Origin of the sequence: Bacteroides sp. GM023 (genome assembly GCF_014750685.1) — a bacterium.
GTDB lineage: Bacteria > Bacteroidota > Bacteroidia > Bacteroidales > Bacteroidaceae > Bacteroides.
On sequence record NZ_JAAXGE010000007.1, the window covers coordinates 117,519 to 136,178 of the forward strand.

General features: G+C 40.0%; 12 protein-coding genes. 10 read left to right on the top strand and 2 right to left on the bottom strand.

Going from position 1 to position 18,660, the window contains the following annotated elements; all coding sequences use genetic code 11:
- Nucleotides 1-258 precede the first annotated feature (258 nt).
- The 9 genes from HC965_RS15975 to HC965_RS16015 are packed head-to-tail and all read left to right on the top strand — an operon-like array spanning nucleotide 259 to nucleotide 13,601.
- Nucleotides 259-1,431, top strand: a complete 1,173-nt coding sequence (locus HC965_RS15975; protein ID WP_223854915.1) for a DUF3575 domain-containing protein — start codon at nucleotides 259-261, stop codon at nucleotides 1,429-1,431.
- Entirely contained in the window at nucleotides 1,428-2,777 is a 1,350-nt protein-coding gene (locus tag HC965_RS15980; protein ID WP_223854916.1) for a hypothetical protein, read from the top strand. The genes HC965_RS15975 and HC965_RS15980 overlap by 4 nt, the downstream gene beginning before the upstream one ends.
- Nucleotides 2,778-2,781: 4 nt before the next feature.
- Nucleotides 2,782-4,140 carry a hypothetical protein gene (locus tag HC965_RS15985; protein ID WP_223854917.1) on the top strand — a complete coding sequence of 453 codons (1,359 nt, stop codon included), beginning with the start codon at nucleotides 2,782-2,784 and terminating at the stop codon, nucleotides 4,138-4,140.
- A gap of 45 nt (nucleotides 4,141-4,185) precedes the next feature.
- On the top strand, nucleotides 4,186-5,409 hold the full coding sequence (locus tag HC965_RS15990) for a fimbrillin family protein (RefSeq protein WP_191032392.1): 1,224 nt from the start codon (nucleotides 4,186-4,188) through the stop codon (nucleotides 5,407-5,409).
- A gap of 21 nt (nucleotides 5,410-5,430) precedes the next feature.
- Nucleotides 5,431-6,501, top strand: coding sequence for a lipoprotein (locus HC965_RS15995; RefSeq protein ID WP_191032393.1), 1,071 nt, complete (start codon nucleotides 5,431-5,433; stop codon nucleotides 6,499-6,501).
- Nucleotides 6,502-6,506: 5 nt separating this feature from the next.
- Nucleotides 6,507-7,568, top strand: a complete 1,062-nt coding sequence (locus HC965_RS16000; protein WP_191032394.1) for a fimbrillin family protein — start codon at nucleotides 6,507-6,509, stop codon at nucleotides 7,566-7,568.
- A 4-nt stretch (nucleotides 7,569-7,572) separates the two neighbouring features.
- Nucleotides 7,573-8,139: a DUF3575 domain-containing protein gene (locus HC965_RS16005; RefSeq protein ID WP_191032395.1), complete on the top strand. Its 567-nt coding sequence runs from the start codon at nucleotides 7,573-7,575 to the stop codon at nucleotides 8,137-8,139.
- 21 nt (nucleotides 8,140-8,160) lie between these two features.
- A complete protein-coding gene (locus HC965_RS16010) occupies nucleotides 8,161-10,548 on the top strand; it encodes a hypothetical protein (protein ID WP_191032396.1) in 2,388 nt (795 codons plus the stop codon).
- A gap of 5 nt (nucleotides 10,549-10,553) precedes the next feature.
- Nucleotides 10,554-13,601 (top strand): hypothetical protein, encoded by a 3,048-nt coding sequence (locus HC965_RS16015; protein WP_191032397.1) that lies wholly within the window; start codon nucleotides 10,554-10,556, stop codon nucleotides 13,599-13,601.
- 112 nt (nucleotides 13,602-13,713) lie between these two features.
- Here the strand turns inward: HC965_RS16015 and HC965_RS16020 are convergent, their stop codons facing one another.
- Both HC965_RS16020 and HC965_RS16025 read right to left on the bottom strand, forming a co-directional pair.
- Complete coding sequence (locus HC965_RS16020) at nucleotides 13,714-14,871, bottom strand: DNA/RNA non-specific endonuclease (RefSeq protein WP_191032398.1); 1,158 nt, start codon at nucleotides 14,869-14,871, stop codon at nucleotides 13,714-13,716.
- Nucleotides 14,868-15,893 carry an endonuclease/exonuclease/phosphatase family protein gene (locus tag HC965_RS16025; protein WP_191032399.1) on the bottom strand — a complete coding sequence of 342 codons (1,026 nt, stop codon included), beginning with the start codon at nucleotides 15,891-15,893 and terminating at the stop codon, nucleotides 14,868-14,870. The genes HC965_RS16020 and HC965_RS16025 overlap by 4 nt, the downstream gene beginning before the upstream one ends.
- A gap of 200 nt (nucleotides 15,894-16,093) precedes the next feature.
- Here HC965_RS16025 and HC965_RS16030 point away from each other — a divergent pair, with 200 nt between their 5' ends.
- The gene (locus HC965_RS16030) at nucleotides 16,094-18,622 is read left to right on the top strand and encodes a TonB-dependent receptor (RefSeq protein WP_191032400.1); all 2,529 of its coding nucleotides are present in this window, start codon (nucleotides 16,094-16,096) and stop codon (nucleotides 18,620-18,622) included.
- Nucleotides 18,623-18,660 lie beyond the last annotated feature (38 nt).

Genomic DNA, 18,660 nt, shown 5'->3' on the forward strand with positions numbered 1-18,660 from the left:
GCAACATTTGACATACCTTTGCATCTGATTAGCATTGTATTAGGGAACAATGCGGACAAATGAACAAAAATAAGGGCGCAAACGCGGATTATGGGAAATGAGGGCGAACATAGTGCTTTCCTTGTACAAGGAAAGCAAATATTGTTTATAGACAAGTGCAAAAGGAATGGGGAATATTGTGGAATAAAACTACTGTGTTGTATTCTATTTTCGTTATTCTCTTTTTCGGGAGTGGAGTGTTATGCTCAATCTCCAACTATGCGTAAAAAGGCAGTAGAGAACAAGGATTCGATAATGCCTTTTAAGTCTCGATTGGCATTTAAAACGAATGCCGTCGACTGGTTTGTTTTGTTACCTAATGTTACTGCTGAATTTGATCTGTTCGGTTCTCCTTATAAACATTACACTTTAAGTCTTGGTGTAAAAGGTAACTGGAATACCTCTCAAAATTATAAACCTAGTATTGTTTACAATTTATTCGACGTTCGTGCGGAATTCCGCAAGTATTTCCGTACAACACAACGCAACTTCCATCATCTGGATTCTGCTAGTTTCTTCCAACGTTTAAAAGAAGAGGTGTTTACGATAAAACGTTTTCATCCCCGTTATTGGCGTGCCTACTATTGGGGGGTGTATACCGATGTTGCTAGTTATAACTTTAAGTTTGGCAAGCGTGGTATGCAGGGGACGGCCTATGGTTTAGGAGTTTCAGGTGGTTTTAGCATTCCTTTATATGGTTATCGTGAAAATTTTGTGGATTTGGAATTGGGAGCTAGCATAGGGCTTGCCTATACTAAGTATGATGCCTATCGACATGATGAGGAGAGTAATTGCTATCCCCGCTTACCCGAAAAGAGTAAAGGAAACCACTTGGTACCATTCCCGGTTGTTAGTGACTTGCGTGTGGCGTTTGTCTATCGTTTCTCAACTTCTGTTAAGAATAAATATAAACTGATCGATTATGATAAAATTAATGCTCGTTCGGAAGCCAAGCGACAAAAGCAATTGAGGCGTGATTCGATTAGTGAGGCCAGAACAAAGATTAGAGAACAGAAGAAGTTCCAGAAAGATTCTTTGAATTTAGCAAAAGATTCTTTATCCCAAATAAAAGATTCACTTAAGCGGCAGGACAAAATGATGAAGGATTCTTTAGAACAAATTCGAAAATTTGATAAAGAACAAGCTAAACTAATGAAAGATTCTTTAGAGAATGCTTCCAAGCAAGAAAAGAAGCGTTCGAAAGAAAAGAAAAAAGATAAAGCGGAAGGTGTAGAAGCACCTGAGATAAAGGAACAATCCCCAGATGAACAGCAACCTGTTCAGGAGAAACAGTCTACGGAATCAGAATCGTCTGATCCGCAGGCTGTGGATCCACAACCTGCGGGAAACAAGGAGGATGGACTGGAAATCACGAATGGGGGAGGTGAATGATGAAAACAACTACTATATATAAAATCATATTTACGTCGTTATTACTGGTCGGTTGTACGAAAGTAGATCTGTGTGATGAAAGTATGCATCCACATGTGGTGGAAGGCTTTACTGTTACCTATAACTGGGATGCGGTGGGATTATCTGCTGCCGATGCACCTGAAAAATTATATTTCGTGGCTACCCGTATTTTGAATACGAGGCACATGGTTTATCAAACGAACAAAGACGGACAATTCTGGGTAGAAAAGAATGAGGAGGAAGAACCGGGAAGTACTCCAGATAGTGATAATTCTGAAACTTCCGGGGGTAATTCCGATAATCGTGAGAATAGTGGTACAGGGGATCCTGATGAACTGACTGCTCTTGAGGGTGAATATCAGCCTGATATTAAACTTCCTGGAGGAGAGTACTTTATGATGGCTTTTACTGATCCGGAATATCCGAAAGTAAAAGTGAAACGAAAAGATGATAAAGGCAATGTTTTGAAGGATGAGAATGGCGAGGACATAGAAGATGAGATGCTGGATAAGAGAGTCGAGCTGATCAATCTGAATGAATTTAAAGCTGATGAGGCTATTCCCGTGAAACAAGTCAAGATGCGTCATCAGATAGTAGAGCAGAAAGACGTTAGTAAAGAACTGGTAAACAACTGGAAGTGGGCGGACTTGAATCCCGGTATTGGTTATGTGCGGGATGCAGGCCGGAAGCTATTAGTTGCTCGCCGTGAATATTTGGAACTGGATGCAGGGAAGAACTATACGCAACCTTTCGATTTTGTTTCTCTGACTCAGCATATCGACATTCATTTCACTATTCAATTAGTTGCAGATGAAAAAGGAAATCAGTTGACTAAAGAAGATATTCGGAATATTTATGTGGAGATGGCCGGTGTTGCTCCTGAAGTATCCTTGTCTACAGGCCTTTTAAATATTGCAGAATTAAAGAGAACTATTGTGGAAGTGACTGATCCGGAACTTTCTGAATCCACTGAAGGTGGAAAAACGACCGTAACCCTTTCTTGTAAGGCTTCTTTGGAAGTGTTCGGATTAGTTGGTAATACGGATAGTTATACAATTGCGGGACCGGGCATTTGCTGTATAGTCATTTATGCGAAGACCGGTACGGACACTCGCGCAATCCATGCAAAATCCAACCTGTCCAGACAAATTAAGGAACAAGAGATTACAGTAGAAACCGGGCAGGTGAATGAGCGGAAGAAATCAAAAGATCAGGCCATGCTGAAGATTGAAACACCTTTCCGTATCGTTGGTCTGAATCCGGAAATGGGTAGTGATGGTGTATGTGGATGGGAAGTTGTCGGTGATATTCATGTAGAAATATAATGGAATGATGAAAAAAGAACAGATAACATATATGAAGATTAAACGATGCTTATTAATCGGGTTTTGTTCGATGCTGTTGTTTAATTGTTCTAGGGATACATATGTTGGAGAATTGCCGACAGATGATGATGCTCCTTTAGAGCAACCCGTTCCTATTGTGTTAAGTTTGGGTATGTCCGACTTTGAGATACTGACACGCGGAAGCGGAGAGGTGAACAATGGCAATGATGCGGATTTTTGGAACAAGGTACGATTCTACGTATATGCTTTTAATAAGGATCCGCAGACAGACTTATCCAAACCCTGGAGTGAGACGAACGAGGATTTTTGTTTGTTGGATGGATACCGGATAGCGGGAGCGAATGTTCAGACTTCCAATCATGGAAAGGAAGTGGGAGTAAAGAAGGAAGATTCTAATTTAATGCTTTTCTACCCGGATGAAAATTCTCAGGATATTTATTATAACATGCAGCATACCGATTGGCCTTATAATTTCTTTGCCTATTATTTGGATGATTGGAGTGGTGAATGTCACCGTGAGAAGGATCATATCTATTATGATGTTGAATTAGACGGTCGCAGAGACTTCATGTCTTCCATGGCAAGCGTTGACAGTCAGAAAGATAAATATGAAGGCAATCCATATCGGGATAAGATTTTGGGACGTGCATTTAGTGCATATTCTGCCAATCACGGATTAAATCCGGTATTTCAGTTCGAGCATCATTTGGTGCTTCTCCGTTTTGTCGTTTGTAAGCCAGGGAGTAGTTCAAATCAGAGTGGAAGCGACATACCTTCATTGGACCCGACGCTGAAAGTGAAAAAGGTCGAGTTGAATTCTAAATACAAAGGACGTTTTACGGTGGCAGTAAATGATCCAGAAACAAATGACCCGACAAAGCCTAGAAGAGGTTTTACCTTTGAAAATCAGGATTCTAAATACTTTGAATTAAAAAAGAAAAATGGTGACTTCATTGGCAATAATGGATGGTGTTTCGTTGCTGATTGTCCGGCATATGAAGATGTAACCGATAATGATAAAAAGTATTATCATTATGTGCTTGGCAAAGATGAAAATAACGACCGTGACAGTGGTGCGAGCTTATTGGTGGCACCTGGCGATTCTTATTGGGCTAAAATTAGTTTGAGCACAGAAAAAGGACTGGAAGGACCACTATATACAGAAGTGGATGTAGAGTTGAAAAACACCAATGATAATGGTGTCTTTAGTCCTGGAAAAGCCTATACTGTTTACTTGACAATTAATAGTTTGTCTGATATTAAGCCTACTATTGAAAGTGGCGTATGGACAAATGGCGGAGATATAAATGTGAGTCCGGATGATGAATATAAGGATGAGTAAAAAGTGAAACTTAGATATTATTATTAATTTAAACTTGTGTGATTTATGAAACGAATTTTTCTTTATGCAATGATGGCAACCGCAGTGTTGGCCTCTTGTTCGCAAAGTGAAAATGAAGGTGCATCAGGAACTGAACCTGTAGATTTGACACCTAGTGCAGATGCCATTTTGCTATCGGCTGCCGCTCCGTCCGTAACAGTGAATACTTCTACTAGAAGTGCTGGTACTATCGGGGGTGATGGTGCTACTATCTCTAATACATGGAGTGGTCAAAAATTGTACATCTATGCTTGCCAAAAAGACTCAAAGACAGGTATGACAATGAGTGATAGAATTGCTGACCTGAATACTTATGCTTTACGTGGCGAAGAAGGTACGGTTGGAACTGGTGATAAGATTTCAGGTGTTGTATGGAAAAATAATGAATCTCGCTATTTCCCTCGTAGTGGTGCTTATGATTTCTTTGGTTATTATGGGGATGATGCAGTTACTGGTGATGCCAAGACTGAGGCTATGAATGGCACAAATGTGTTATATAAGTCTTTTGTTATTAATGGATCTCAAGACTTGATGATTGCAAAAGCTGTACTTTCTGATGCCGATAAAGCTAAACTTGATGCTGAAGACATAAATAAAGCATACAGTTCTTATACAGCTCGTAGAGATGTTCAGCCTTCAATGAAGTTTGAACACTTGTTGACTCGTCTTGTATTCAATATTAAGGGTATGGGTAGTTCTAAACCTGAGAATGTATATGTGCAGTCTGTCAAAGTTATGTCAAAAACTACAGGAAAATTAGTATTTGTATATGCTGCGGATGCTAATAAAGGTATCCAATGGGATGGAAATACTAAAAGTCTACTGTCTCTTCAAGAAAGAAAAGGTGGCATAATGCAGCCATTGACAGATAAAACATACTATGCTTCGGCAGCTGACGCAGCAACTCCAACCCCTGTAGGTGAAGCTTTGTTGGTTGAACCGGGAGTTGAAACTTATGATATTGAGGTTGTTGTTAAACAAGAGGTTGATGAATCGGGTAATACAGTACCTGAAGATCAACAAACAGCAACATATAAGTTGACATTGAAAGCCAGTGAGGTAACTAAAGAAGGTGTTGGTGCAGGTATTAGTACTTTTGCAGCATCCACTTCTTACAATGTTACAATTGCAGTTTATGGTATAAAGGATATTAAGCTTACAGCAGAGCTTGGCGAATGGATTAATGGTGGTGATATCAATATTAATCCTGACGATACATTTACAGAATAATAATAAATTAAATCTCAGAATATGAATAAAAAATATCTATTTATATTAGGAGCGGCTGCGATATTGGCAGGTTGCTCAAATAATGATGTAGTTGATCAACAAGAAGAGGTAAATATACCTTTTGATGGAGCGGTTTCATTGAATGCCGGTTCTAATATCTCTATTACTCAGACTAGAGCTGTTGTTAGTAAATGGCAAGACACTCCGATTCGTGTATGGGGATTAGACAATGCCGGTTCTGGCTGGAATACAGCTTCCGGTAATTTGTTTTCACCGGCTAATTATGTAGACGGAAAAGTAGCATCCGATGGAAAAGTTAAATTGGGTGGTGATAATGATGTCTATTTTTATCCTTTGAATAGTGATGTGAATTTCTCATTTTATGCATGTAGTCCGATTCCTACCAATCCTTCTTTGACGTCTACAAGTGCTACCGTTACTTATAGTATTGCAGGAAATAACGATATTCTTTGGGGCGAAGCAATAGCACCGGATGTTACTTCTGATGGCAAAAATTATTCAGGATATAATGCCCGTTATTTCCGCAAAGGAGGTACTACTCCCGAGTTGAAGTTTAAACATTTGCTGACTCAATTGCAGCTTTTTGGTATCGGTGGTGATGAAGGACTTGCGGAGAATGGCAAAGTTTGGCCTGTGAGCATTAAGAATATCACAGTTACGTCTCAGGCGACTGCTTCTTTAGCTATTGCCGGTGCTAATAAAGGTATTTTGACTGCTACTGGAGGAAACTCTGAAATCCCGGCATATTTCGGTGACAATAAGTATACTGCAAGTGTAGCTTTGGACAGAAATGTTGAAAAAGATGCAGGAACTGTAATGTTATTGCCCGCAACATCTGGTACTTATGTGCTTAACGTTACTTTGGCTGCGACGGTAAATAACCAGGAAAGAACGCAGACTAATGAAGTTACTATAACTTATAAAAATGAACAAGGGCAGATATCTCCATTTGAAGCAGGTAAAGCTTATAAAGTAAAATTGACAATATATGGTTTGCGTGTAGTTGATCTTGAAGCTACGCTTGAAGACTGGAAAGATGCAGACCAGACTATCGATCAGGAAGTAAATTAATTCTTATGAATAAATGGATGATAGTAGGCGTAGCTTTATCATTTTTACTCGCATCATGCGGTAAAGATGATGATAATACGCCTCAATCAGGAGGTAATACTGACGTAAATGGCGGAGCTGCAATATCATTCAGCTCCAACATTTTCGCTTCTGTTGTTGTGGAAGTGACAGGACCGGGCACTCGTGCGCCGATAACCGCTTTTGAACCGAATGCACAGTTGGGAATTTTTGGTATTCCTGCTATACAGGGTGGACGTAATGAAGATTGTGACCTGTTCAATAAGAAAAATGAAAGTGATTTCCAAACAAACTTATTCAATGCTTGCTACACGTATGTGCCAGGTTATGAAACGTTGCAGACGGAGAAATTGGCAACTTTCCCAAATACGAGCAATGCGGGCTTGATGATGTATGGTTACTATCCTTATACGGAAGAAGCGGAATGGCGTGAAGTGAACAGAGTGGCGCAATGGGCTATACCTTGGAAATTGAATCCGGGCGATATGTCTGAAACGAAAGATTATATGTTTACCGGCCAGGCACCGACTTGGTATTCAGAAGTGGGTACAAATCCGGTAGTATTGAATTTCCAGCATGCGTTTGGACGTTTGGATTTCTGTTTTTATTCTACAAGCAAGCAAGTATGTGATGCCGGATATCGGATTCAGTCGGTAACTGTGTATTGTAATACGGGAGAATCCGGTTGGATGGCTTTGACGGATGGCAACCTCTCTTTTTCTCCAAAAGATTTGGTTTGTCTTCACTCAACGAACAATGCCGGAATTACTTATAATACTCCCGGAGAATCTGTTGCAAAGTTTATGTTCCCGCCTGAACAAACTTTAATACAGAGAATTACTTGTCAGGTAAGAGATGGCGGTAACAATTTGCGTGAGTACACTATCTATGATTATAAGTATTATGGGTATGATATCTCAATAAAAAAAGGTAAGACCACATTGATGCGTATTAACTTTTTGCCTAAAGATGCTACATTCACCGGACCGGCTAATGTAGATTCCTGGGAGGGAGGTAATACTGTAGACGAAAATGTAAAGCTACAATAACAGCATGACACGAATCGTAAAATATCTATTCTCCCTTGTTTTTCTGCTTCTTGCAGGAGCACAAAGTTTGTGTGCCCAGCAAGTGGCAGTAAAAACAAACGGCTTGTCACTATTGGCAGGAGTGCCCAACTTAGGATGTGAGCTGGTAGTAGGGGAGCGTTCCAGTGTTGATTTAAGTTTCTACGGAGGATATAAACCTTGGGGGACGGATGTTAAAATCATCGGAGTGCAGCCGGAATATCGGTATTGGTTTAATGGACGCCCTATGGTACGTGAATATATTGGTATATCCGCCTTAGGGGCGAGTTACGATATTCATTGGGGGAAGCATATTTACGATGGGGATGCCGTAGGTGTCGGCATAACTATGGGATATTCAATGGTATTGGGAAAACGCTTGAATCTTGAATTTTCTGCTGGTTTCGGAGCGGTTTATTTCAAGCACCAACAATACTTTGAGAATGATAATTTTGAAGATTATGCAATCAATAATCCGGGAAAGACTAATGCCCATGGTTATAAACTGTTTCCAGCCAAATTAGCCGTTTCTATTTCTTATATTATTAGATAGCCAGAAAGTGATATTGTAGATATGAAAGTGAATTTGATAAGAATAAGCGGAGCTGTGAGAATAGCTTTTCTTTTGATATGTTATTTAGTCACTAGTGTTCAGTTGAATGCGCAAGCTCCCAAACTGGTAATGGGACGTGTATTGGATAAAGAACAAAGTGAAAAGAAAAAGAAACCCATCCCTTTTGATGTGGCTTCTATTGGAGATGTAAAAGTCTATTATTTTAATACAGTACAGGAAGGAAGGGACATGGTCGAGGCATTAAGCAAAAACAATATAAATTTGACCCTTTCAGCTATGTATGAAGTTCCAGATGCAACGGGATCTTATCAAATTACTCTTCCAGAAACGGGCTCACTTGTTATTAAGGTGAGCACTGCACCTCCTGTTTTGGAAGAAATCAAGAAACGAAGAGAAATCACGACTTATGTTGACATGGGACATGTGCTTAGACAGGTCGATATTGTTATTAAGAGAAAGGAACCGAAGGCTATGGAACCGGAAGATGAGCAGTATGGCGATATGCTCTGTCTATCCGGATTAGGAGTTTCATTAGATGAAAACAGCGGAAAGTCAAATGCAAGGATGATTGTTCAACCTTATGTTATAAACAATAGTAAAGGGAAGGAATTTGTGATGTATCGCCGACCACGAGTGTTCGATGGCAAAGAATATAATTTAACGCAGAACCGCCGGATGAGATATGATATGAGCCATGATTCATTGGGGGCATATATTGATATTAATACTCCTTTGAGAGATGAAGGGACATATACTTGGAGTGATACGATCAAACTGCCGAATGCGAATGAGAACTTTCAGCTAGTATCTCAGTCACAACTTGTAGATTATACTCATTCTTATTGGTCTAAATATCTAGAGCTTTCTCCAAAAGCAAGAAGACGACCGTTACGTTTTCTAGAATATTCACTGGAGCAATATGAATTAGACCCTAATAAATATGAAGAAAAGCCTAAAGTCGAACGCCGTACAGGTGTTGAAGATATTTCGTTGACTTTTCTTTTGGGGAAGGCAGAATTAGATCCGGAAGATCCGAACAATGAAGTACAATTGAATAAATTGAAAGAGAAACTATTGGAGGTAGTGAACGGGGAGAGTTCTACACTGAAAGAACTCCATTTATATAGTATCTCTTCTCCAGAAGGTTCTTATGCTTCTAACATGGCATTATCACAACGGCGTCTAGCATTTGCGCGGTCACTGATTTATTCCGTGATTCCGCAACATACGATGCAGCGTTTATATACTTATACACCTAACGATTCGCGCGTAGGTACATGGCTGGAAGTAGCTGATTTATTAGAAAAAGATACTTTACAGGCTGAAGCTGAGGCTATTCGCGCGATAGTGGAGAAATATCCCAATAGCCAAGATCAACAGTTCCGTCAGGTGGCAACTCTTCCTTATTATAATACAATCATAAAAGAACACCTTCCTAAATTACGCTCGATGAAATGCGAGTATACGGCTGAAATTTACCGGGCATTGACAAAGGAAGAAATAATGAGTCGTTACCAAAATGATCAAGATTATCGTTCGGGAAAGAAAAAGTTTGCTTTGTACGAATATTGGCATTTGTTTAATATGGTCAAAGATTCTAAGGAGTTGGAACAACTCTATCGACATGCTTATGACTATTCTAAAGAACTGACGAACGGAAAACCTTGGATTTTAGCGGCAAATAACTTGGCGGTTTCTTATTTGAAACGTGATACGGTGGATACGACAATATTGGAACCACTTATTGACTTACGCTCAGATTCGTGCAATGTTGTGGCGCGGGACTATGATGGAAATCCTACGGGAATCCTTTTGAATGTAGAAGAAGTGGTGGCGAATCAATTGGCGATGTATTTGAAAAAAGGAAGTTTTTCTCAAGCGAGTATTCTTGCGAACAAATTGCCTGACACAGAAAAAAACAAGAATATTAAGGCGTTTACATACTGTTTAGGGGGATATTATAAAGTAAAACCTGGTTTGAGTGAAGAAGAAGCGAGAAAAAGGTCGCAAACATTCGAATTAGTTAGCAATAGTTCACCACTGAATAAAGTGGTAATGTATTTGGCAATGAAAGACAAAGACTGCGATGTGTTAGCTGAAAGTGCATTGGCGGAGTTACCACCTGATGATCCAAAAACTCTTTATCTAAAGGCAGTTGTTTACTGTCGTAAGGCAAAGAACGATTCCAATCCAATGGCTCTTTGGTCGATGGATGCAGAAGAGGCTCTGTGTGAATGCTTTAAAAAGGATCCGAATAGAAATAATCCAGAAGAGGAGAATTATATGAAAATAGCGGAGTGGGATGGGGATATTTCAGAGGAATGCTTTAAGAACGCAAAGAAGATGTATGAGATAGCTTCTTCTATTGAAGATAGTATTAATAATTAGTTGAGATGAAAAGATATATACTAACAATACTCGGTTGTATCCTATTATCCAGTGTGGTAGCTCAACAACAAGATTCTGTCGTAGTACCACGGGACTCTATAGCGAAAGCGTTAGAACAAGCGAAGGAGTCTGATTCTGCTATTAGGAAAAGAATAGCAGCTGATACGGCGTATCGAGTGAAGTTCAATGCAATGAAGTATTCGATGCAGAGACGTTATCAACCTCTGAATAAAGAGTTTTATAAGAAAAAGTTTCTTGATAACTTCTTCTTTAGTTTCTGGGGCGGTTACAACCGTATCATACCTCAGGGAGGAATGAATCTTTCCGGAGGACCGGAAATCGGACTGTCAGCATCAAAATTCTTTTCTCCCAAAAACGGAGTACGTCTATATGGAACGTGGCAAAGTGCCAATCGGCAAAGCGATAATGAGAAATGGAATGCCTATTCATTTGGGGTAGACCATATGTTTAATCTTAGTGCTGCATTTGCCGGATATAATCCTTATCGTATGTTTGAGATCTCTACTGTCGAAGGCTTCGGATTCCACCTTGCTTCTTTGGCAGGAGAAAAGAAAACTGCGGGTGACTTTCATCTGGGACTACACATGAAACTGGCTACCGGGACACGCCTTGATGTATTCTTAGAACCGGGAATCTCTTTTTATACGGATGATATTGATATTTCCGGCATTAACAATTGGCATGGATATGATATTGGATTCAATGCCCGTATTGGTATGAATTATCGTTTGGGAACCTTTGCCCAACGTGGAAGCATGGAGACAGGAGAAGAAAACTTTTTGGATAATACCTTTATCAGTGCTGGTATGGGGCTTCAAGCACAGAATTCTTCTTTGGCTAGAGAACAAGGGCTGTTAGGATCTACCGGTCCCATATTCAGTGTAGCAGCAGGTAAATGGTTCCTGGATTTATTTGGGTTTCGTCTATCTGCATTTGGCTCATATGACGTTTGGAAAGCAAATCAAAAAACGGGAATGGATAAAATGACCTTGTACGCAGGCGGACGGGCTGAATTGATGGTGAATCCTTTTGCGCTGTTTAAGAAAGATGCACGCTCTATGCGATGGGGGATTGTTCCGATGTTTGGTGTTGAGCTGGGAATGATGAAGAAACAGGATGAACAGGATGTGGTTTCTAAATCGTATACAGGATGGACAGGCGGACTCCAATTCAAATATTATCCGACAGATAACCTTGCCTTTTTTGTAGAGCCACGCATGTCATTCGTTCCTTATACATTCACCGAAAAGACAGTTTCCGGAAAAGTGAATGAATATTCTTTCATGGATAAACTGATGAATGTCAGTGTGGGAGTTGAATTACGCCGTCCTACTCGTCCCCAATGGCAACAGCTTGCAAAACTTAGAGGAGATTTTAAACCTTACTATTATACTTCTTATGCTGTCGGTATGACGATGCCGCAACAACTGAACAGACCAACTTCGCGTCGACCGGGGTTCATTATTGGAACTGCGGTTGGTCGCCAGATGAGTCCTCTTTCCGGAGTACGCTTAGGGCTTGACTTTAATAATGCGGCTACTCGTTTGGCAGATGAAAAGACAGACCGTTATACCTTCACATCTCTTTCTTTGGATTACTTGTTTGATATATCCAATTGGGCGATTGGCTATGATCCGGAACGTAAGTTTGGTACGGAAGTATTTGCCGGTCCTGTCATTACTCATCGTTTTGAACCCGGAAAGACTTATTTAGGTGGTGAAGGCGGTGTACGTCCGTATTGGAGATTAGGGGAGCAATTTGATGTGTTTGCAGAATCCAAATTGCGGCTTTATACACAACGTTACATGGATTCACATGGTGGAAAGGGAACACCTTTGCAGCTATCTTTTGCTTTGGGAACTTCATACCGCTTCAATCCTTCTTATCGTAAGAATTTAGTGGAAAGTGGCTTTGGTGATGGAACTTTATGGGGGAATACCTTTATCAGCAGTGGGCTTGGCTTCCAACTTTTGGGTGGTTCGAGTCGTACTATGGATGCTTTGGCTTCGGCAGGTCCTACAATGAATATTTCTGTAGGTAAGTGGTTATTGCCTTACTGGGGATTACGTTTCTCCGGTTTTGCGGGAATAAGTAGCCGGGAAAAGGTTTTAAGTGAGTATGGAACTCTCACTGATAAACGAACTATGCAGGGAGGAATACGAGTGGAAAGTATGTTCGATATCCTTTCTTTCTGGCAATATGACAAAGATAGGCGTTGGGGAGTTATCCCGATGCTTGGTTTAGAGTTGGGAAAAGTTCGGCGACAGAGCGAAAAGGCTAAAGTTAGCGCAGCAGGTGCAGCATATGCCGGTCTGACAGCCGGATTGCAGTGTAAGTACTACTTCTCTGACCATGTGGCATTGTTTGTAGAACCTCGTTTCTCCCGTATTCCTTATTCTTATAGAGATGTAAATGAAGAGGATAATTATGTCGGACCGCGTACAACGGCAGTAGATAATGTAATGAGTTTCCAGATAGGATTGGAATTCCGTCGGGCGGGAGGTAAGGATTTGAAGGAATTGGCAGCTCTTAGAAGAGAATTTGAGCCTTACTATTTTGCTTCATGGAACGTAGGAGCCAATATGCCTGTTCACCGTGTGAAATACGATTCCGGTTCGGGGCTTGGAGTGCTGATCGGATTGTCGGGAGGACGGCAGTTTTTTCCTTGTTCCGGTGCACGTGTAGGCTTGGATTATAGTGCCTTGCCGGGTAGGAATGGTACAGACGCACGTAAACTGATTAGTGTATCGGCTGATTACCTTTTTGATATAACCCACTTCATGGGAGGTTACAATCCTGAACGTAATTTTGGTGTAGAGATTTTAGCAGGTCCTGTCCTGTCATTTGGTTCGGAACCTAATAAAACAGCTTTTGGTGTAGAAGGTGGTTTGCATCTTTATTATAAACTGGTCAAAGGATTTGGAGTTTTTGCAGAACCTCGCTTGCGATTGTTTACTAAAGATATTTTGGCAGGGCAAGATTCGTCTCCTGTACATGCAGCACTTTCGGTGGGGACTTCTTATCGGTTCTAAAATACTAGAGGTCTTTATTCCCATTTTTATTAGTGAAAAAATCCCTATCTGTTTATACAAATAAAACAGATAGGGATATTCTTTTAAAAGGTATCATAGGTAATACGAAATTCTACCAAGACCAATCGCTCTCTTTGTAGCTAGCTTCTACTTCTGATTCGATGTTGTTAGGTAGATTATGATAGAAATCAATGCCAGTTATACTTTCTAATTCATCAATGGATTTAGCACATTGTTTGATATTTTTTGATTTGTCATATGTGTGCTCTATATAGAACCCTATTGCCTTATATTGTCCATTTTTGTATGACAAGATTGTAGAGAAGTAATATTTGGGTATTTGCACGCCATTCTTACCTGTTTCAAGGATGGCATAATCTATAGAAGTTCCTTTTACGATATAAGTTGTATCTTGCGGATTTGAGACTTTTCCCCACTCCTGTACTTTGTTTTCTATAGCATCCCAAGTACTGCCGCCTTGGTTGAATCCGCTTATTAATTGTGGACTGATATTAGAATAATAAAACGTCTGGCTATTTGCATCACGACTATATAACCTGTCGCTTGAAGCAACCATATGTCCTCTGTTATATGGTTCATAATAATCACTTCTATCTGTTCTATATTGTGCCGGAATATTAGTATCTGGTTGATAATTATCTTTGCGGTCAACATTCTTTTGAGAAGTCACATTGTCAAAAGTGAATGCTACCCATCTTACATGTTTTTTTGTGCAATCATACTCATAACTGTATGTGACAGTTTCTTTACCATTGACTTTAGTAGTCCAGGTATGGAATATATTCAGACTTCCTCCTTTTAATACAGGAATCTCAATTCTTCCTGCATATCCAGATGGATTTGGGTCAGGATCAGGGTCTGGATCCGGATCCGGATTTGAACCATTGCTCGCCAATTGCCTAACAGTGAATGTCGCTTCCTCTTTACCTGATGATATTGTAATGATTGCATCACGTTCTGCACCGGTATTTGCTTTCATGTAACCGCTTATAGAACCATTTCCGCTACCGGATGTCCTGCTTAATGTACACCATGTTTGATTGCTTGTTGCTTCCCACACTCCGCTTGCTTTTACCCGAATGATAAACCCACCACCGTCTGCATTAATTTGTGTCTGATCAATGGAAGCAATACCTTGGTTGGTATTACCTGGATTGTTAGGTAGGTCTGGAATATTCTGTTCGCTGCACGATATAACCGTACTGCAGGTTATGAACAGAATGAATAGTTTAAATAATCCCTTTGTCATTTTACTTCTTTAATTAGATAAATAATGGTAGGTAAGTGATCGCTATATCCGTTCAGCCATACACCACCTGCTTGCGTTCGTTTTGGATATCCCTTATATTTCCCTTCTTTCTGGAACATGAAATCTCTACGGAAAATCTCATGTTTATAGTATTTCAATGTACTACGGTCGTTGCCAAGTAAATTCCCTGTAAATACAATTTGGTCAAATAAATTCCATTTTCCTTTGTACATTAAAGTACCATATCCTTTTTTTAGAGTGTCCCACCATGGATTGTACAAATCAGTCAAACCCACATCCGACGGTTTTCTCTTTGCTCCAAGGGCTACAGCCATACTCTTGTCCATTGGGTCGTCATTCATGTCTCCCATAATGACGACTTTAGCAGTTGAATCTTCCCTCAATAAAGAGTCTTTGATAGCTCTAACTTGTTCTCCGGCACGTTCGCGAGTCGCAGAAGCGGCAGCACGTGAAGGCCAATGATTGACAATAAAATGCATCTTTTCTCCAGCAATATGTCCACTGGCAATGAGAAAACCACGGGTTTTATGTATTGTGTCATTTATGTATACATATGGTACGAGCTTACTGGTTGTGAGCTCAAATAATTTCGGATTGTAAAAGAATGCACAGTCCACACCACGTCTGTCTTCTCCTTCATAATGGATGTACTTATAATCTCTGTCAGCTAAAGCAGGTTGTTTTAAAATGTCTTCCAAAACTCTGTAGTTTTCGATTTCAGATACACCAATAATAGCAGGTCCCATTGGCAACTTGTCAATTGAAAGTTTACTTAAGATTTCCGACATGTTTTTTAGTTTTGCCTTATATTTCATCGAATTCCATTGATTCGTTCCATTAGGCAAATACTCGTAGTCGTTCTTACCTTCATCATGGATTGTATCAAACAAATTCTCCATGTTGTAGAAGGCTACACTGTAGAGAGCATATTTCTTTTCCTGTCCGTAAGCTATCAGGACAAAGAAAGCAAGCATGCCAAGAGTAATTAAGTTTTTTTTCATCTTTAAAATTGATTTTAAAAGTGGGTAATTTGACATTCGTATGACAAATATCTAAAAAGAAAACGGAAAAACCACCTATAACCGTGACTTTTTTTGAAAAAAACATTGTTATTTATAAAATTCTTTGTTATTTTGCGTAACAGCTTATTTCGTTTGTGTTGCAAAATGAAAGACCAATTAACATTAATATAAATTAAATTATGAAACAAAGACTAGGGTTAGCGATCGTGCTATTTTGCTTAACACCAGCACTTTTTGCTCAGCAAAAGGCGAAGCAAAATGCCCGTGAAGACAATGCTTCTTTCATGTTTACAGAATCACAATTGAACGAAGATGATGATGCGGCTCAGAGTACATCTGCATTGATCACTTCCAACAATGATGTTTATCTGTCAAATGTAGGTTATCTGTTTAGCCCGATGAGATTTCGCGTAAGAGGATATGATTCTCAGTATAGCGATATGTACATCAATGGGGTTCAATTTAATGATGTAGAAACGGGGCGTTTCAGCTATGGACTAATCGGAGGATTGAATGACGCGACTCGTAATAAAGAAGGTATCGGTCCTTTTGAAGTCAATAACTTTACTTTTGGTGCGATAGGAGGTGCCACTAATATTAATTTACGTGCCAGTCAATATGCTGCTGGTTCAAAACTCACAGTGTCAGGTAGTAACCGTAACTATATTCTGCGTGGAATGTACACTTATTCTACCGGACTGATGAATAATGGCTGGGCATTTACCGGGTCATTGGGATATCGCTGGGGTAATGAAGGTAATATTGAAGGTATTAAGTATAATTCTTTCTCCTATTTCCTTGGTGCAGAGAAGGTATTTAATGAACGCCACAGTCTTTCTTTGGCTACATGGGGAACACCAACGGAGAGAGGCCAACAAATGGCGGCGACTGAAGAGGCTTATTATTTGGCCAATAGCCACTACTATAATCCAAACTGGGGATATCAAAATGGTGAAAAACGAAATGCACGCATTGTACGTCAGTTTGAACCATCGGCTATTGCTTCATGGAATTTCAATATTGACGATAATAAGAAATTGGTGACAAGTGCGGGATTCAAGTATTCAAATTATGGTAAGAGTGCATTGGGATGGAATGGTAATGCGGCAGATCCACGCCCGGACTATTATAAGAAACTACCTAGTTCTATCTTTGATGTATGGGAATCTGTTCCTACTCCTGATGAGTTGCAACAGTTTAATGAAGTAACTGATAACTGGAAGAATAATAAAGCCTATCGTCAGTTGGATTGGGATGCTCTTTATTTTGCTAATAAGCAAGCTAATTCATTGGGTAAAGAAGCTCTCTATTATGTGGAAGAACGTCATGACGACCAGTTGGCATTCAACCTTAGCTCTGTATTCAATCATCAATGGAATGAACGTAATAGTTATGTTGCAGGAATCGCGGTGAATACAACAAAAGGTATGCACTATAAAAAGATGAAAGATTTGCTGGGAGCCCAACTTTATACTGATGTTGATAAGTTTGCCGTGCGCGATCATGGTTCAAGCTCTTCTATGGTTCAGAATGACCTTGATAACCCGAACCGTCGTATCGGAGAAGGTGATAAGTTCGGCTATGATTACAATATTTATGTAAACAAGCAGAGTGCCTGGATACGCTATCAAGGTAATAATGCAGGGTCACTCAACTATTTTGTTTCCGGTAAGATAGGGTCTACACAGATGTTCCGTGACGGACAAATGAGAAACGGTCGTGCTCCGTTGAAATCATTAGGTAGCAGCGGTACGGCTAAATTCCTTGAGGGAGGTGTGAAGGCCGGATTCAACTGGGCTGTCAATGGTAATCATTCATTTACTCTGAATGCGGGTTATGAAGAACGTGCACCACTTGCTTATAACTCTTTCATCGCTCCGCGTATTAAAAATGATTTTGTGAGAGATTTGAAAACAGAGCGTATTATTGGTGGTGATTTAACTTACAATTTCAATACTCCGTGGGTAATGGGACGTTTGACAGGTTACTACACACGCTTTCAGAATCAAGTGGAAATGGATGCTTTCTATAATGACAGTGAGGCACGCTTCACATATCTTTCTATGAACGGCATTGAAAAAGAACATTGGGGTGTAGAAGCAGCAGCTACCTTTAAACTGACAAGCGAACTTTCATTGACAGCTATTGGAACTTGGAGTGATGCTAAATATACAAACAATCCTAATGCCGTGTTGACATACGAAAGTGAGAATGAATCAAAACTTGATCGTGTATATGCTGACGGTATGCATGCCAATGGCACTCCGTTGTCTGCTTATAGCCTTGCACTGGATTATAACATAAATGGTTGGTTCTTCAACCTGACGGGAAACTATTATGACCGTGTGTATATTGATTTCTCAAGCTATCGTCGTCTTGGAAGTGTATTGGATAAAAATGGTGCTGGTGTAGACGCTAATGGAAATCCGGTTCTTAATGTGCCGGGGCAGGAGAAACTGGACGGTGGATTTATGCTTGATGCTTCTATCGGAAAGTTTATTCGTTTGCGCAATGGAAAGAGTCTTAGCCTTAACCTGAGCTTGACTAATATCCTGAACAATACAGACTTGCGTACAGGTGGCTTTGAACAAAACCGTGGTGATAATTACAAAGACGGTGACGCACGTACTTACAAGTTCTCTAAGAATTCTAAGTATTTCTACGCATTTCCGTTCAACGCTTTCTTGAACATTGGTTATAGATTTTAAGAATGTGTAGTTATCAATCCAAAACAAAAAGAAAGGAA

Coding starts and splice junctions, on each gene's coding strand:
- HC965_RS15975 (WP_223854915.1), top strand. CDS start 259: ATGCGTAAAAAGGCAGTAGAGAACAAGGATTCGATAATGCCTTTTAAG.
- HC965_RS15980 (WP_223854916.1), top strand. CDS start 1,428: ATGATGAAAACAACTACTATATATAAAATCATATTTACGTCGTTATTA.
- HC965_RS15985 (WP_223854917.1), top strand. CDS start 2,782: ATGATGAAAAAAGAACAGATAACATATATGAAGATTAAACGATGCTTA.
- HC965_RS15990 (WP_191032392.1), top strand. CDS start 4,186: ATGAAACGAATTTTTCTTTATGCAATGATGGCAACCGCAGTGTTGGCC.
- HC965_RS15995 (WP_191032393.1), top strand. CDS start 5,431: ATGAATAAAAAATATCTATTTATATTAGGAGCGGCTGCGATATTGGCA.
- HC965_RS16000 (WP_191032394.1), top strand. CDS start 6,507: ATGAATAAATGGATGATAGTAGGCGTAGCTTTATCATTTTTACTCGCA.
- HC965_RS16005 (WP_191032395.1), top strand. CDS start 7,573: ATGACACGAATCGTAAAATATCTATTCTCCCTTGTTTTTCTGCTTCTT.
- HC965_RS16010 (WP_191032396.1), top strand. CDS start 8,161: ATGAAAGTGAATTTGATAAGAATAAGCGGAGCTGTGAGAATAGCTTTT.
- HC965_RS16015 (WP_191032397.1), top strand. CDS start 10,554: ATGAAAAGATATATACTAACAATACTCGGTTGTATCCTATTATCCAGT.
- HC965_RS16020 (WP_191032398.1), bottom strand. CDS start 14,871: ATGACAAAGGGATTATTTAAACTATTCATTCTGTTCATAACCTGCAGT.
- HC965_RS16025 (WP_191032399.1), bottom strand. CDS start 15,893: ATGAAAAAAAACTTAATTACTCTTGGCATGCTTGCTTTCTTTGTCCTG.
- HC965_RS16030 (WP_191032400.1), top strand. CDS start 16,094: ATGAAACAAAGACTAGGGTTAGCGATCGTGCTATTTTGCTTAACACCA.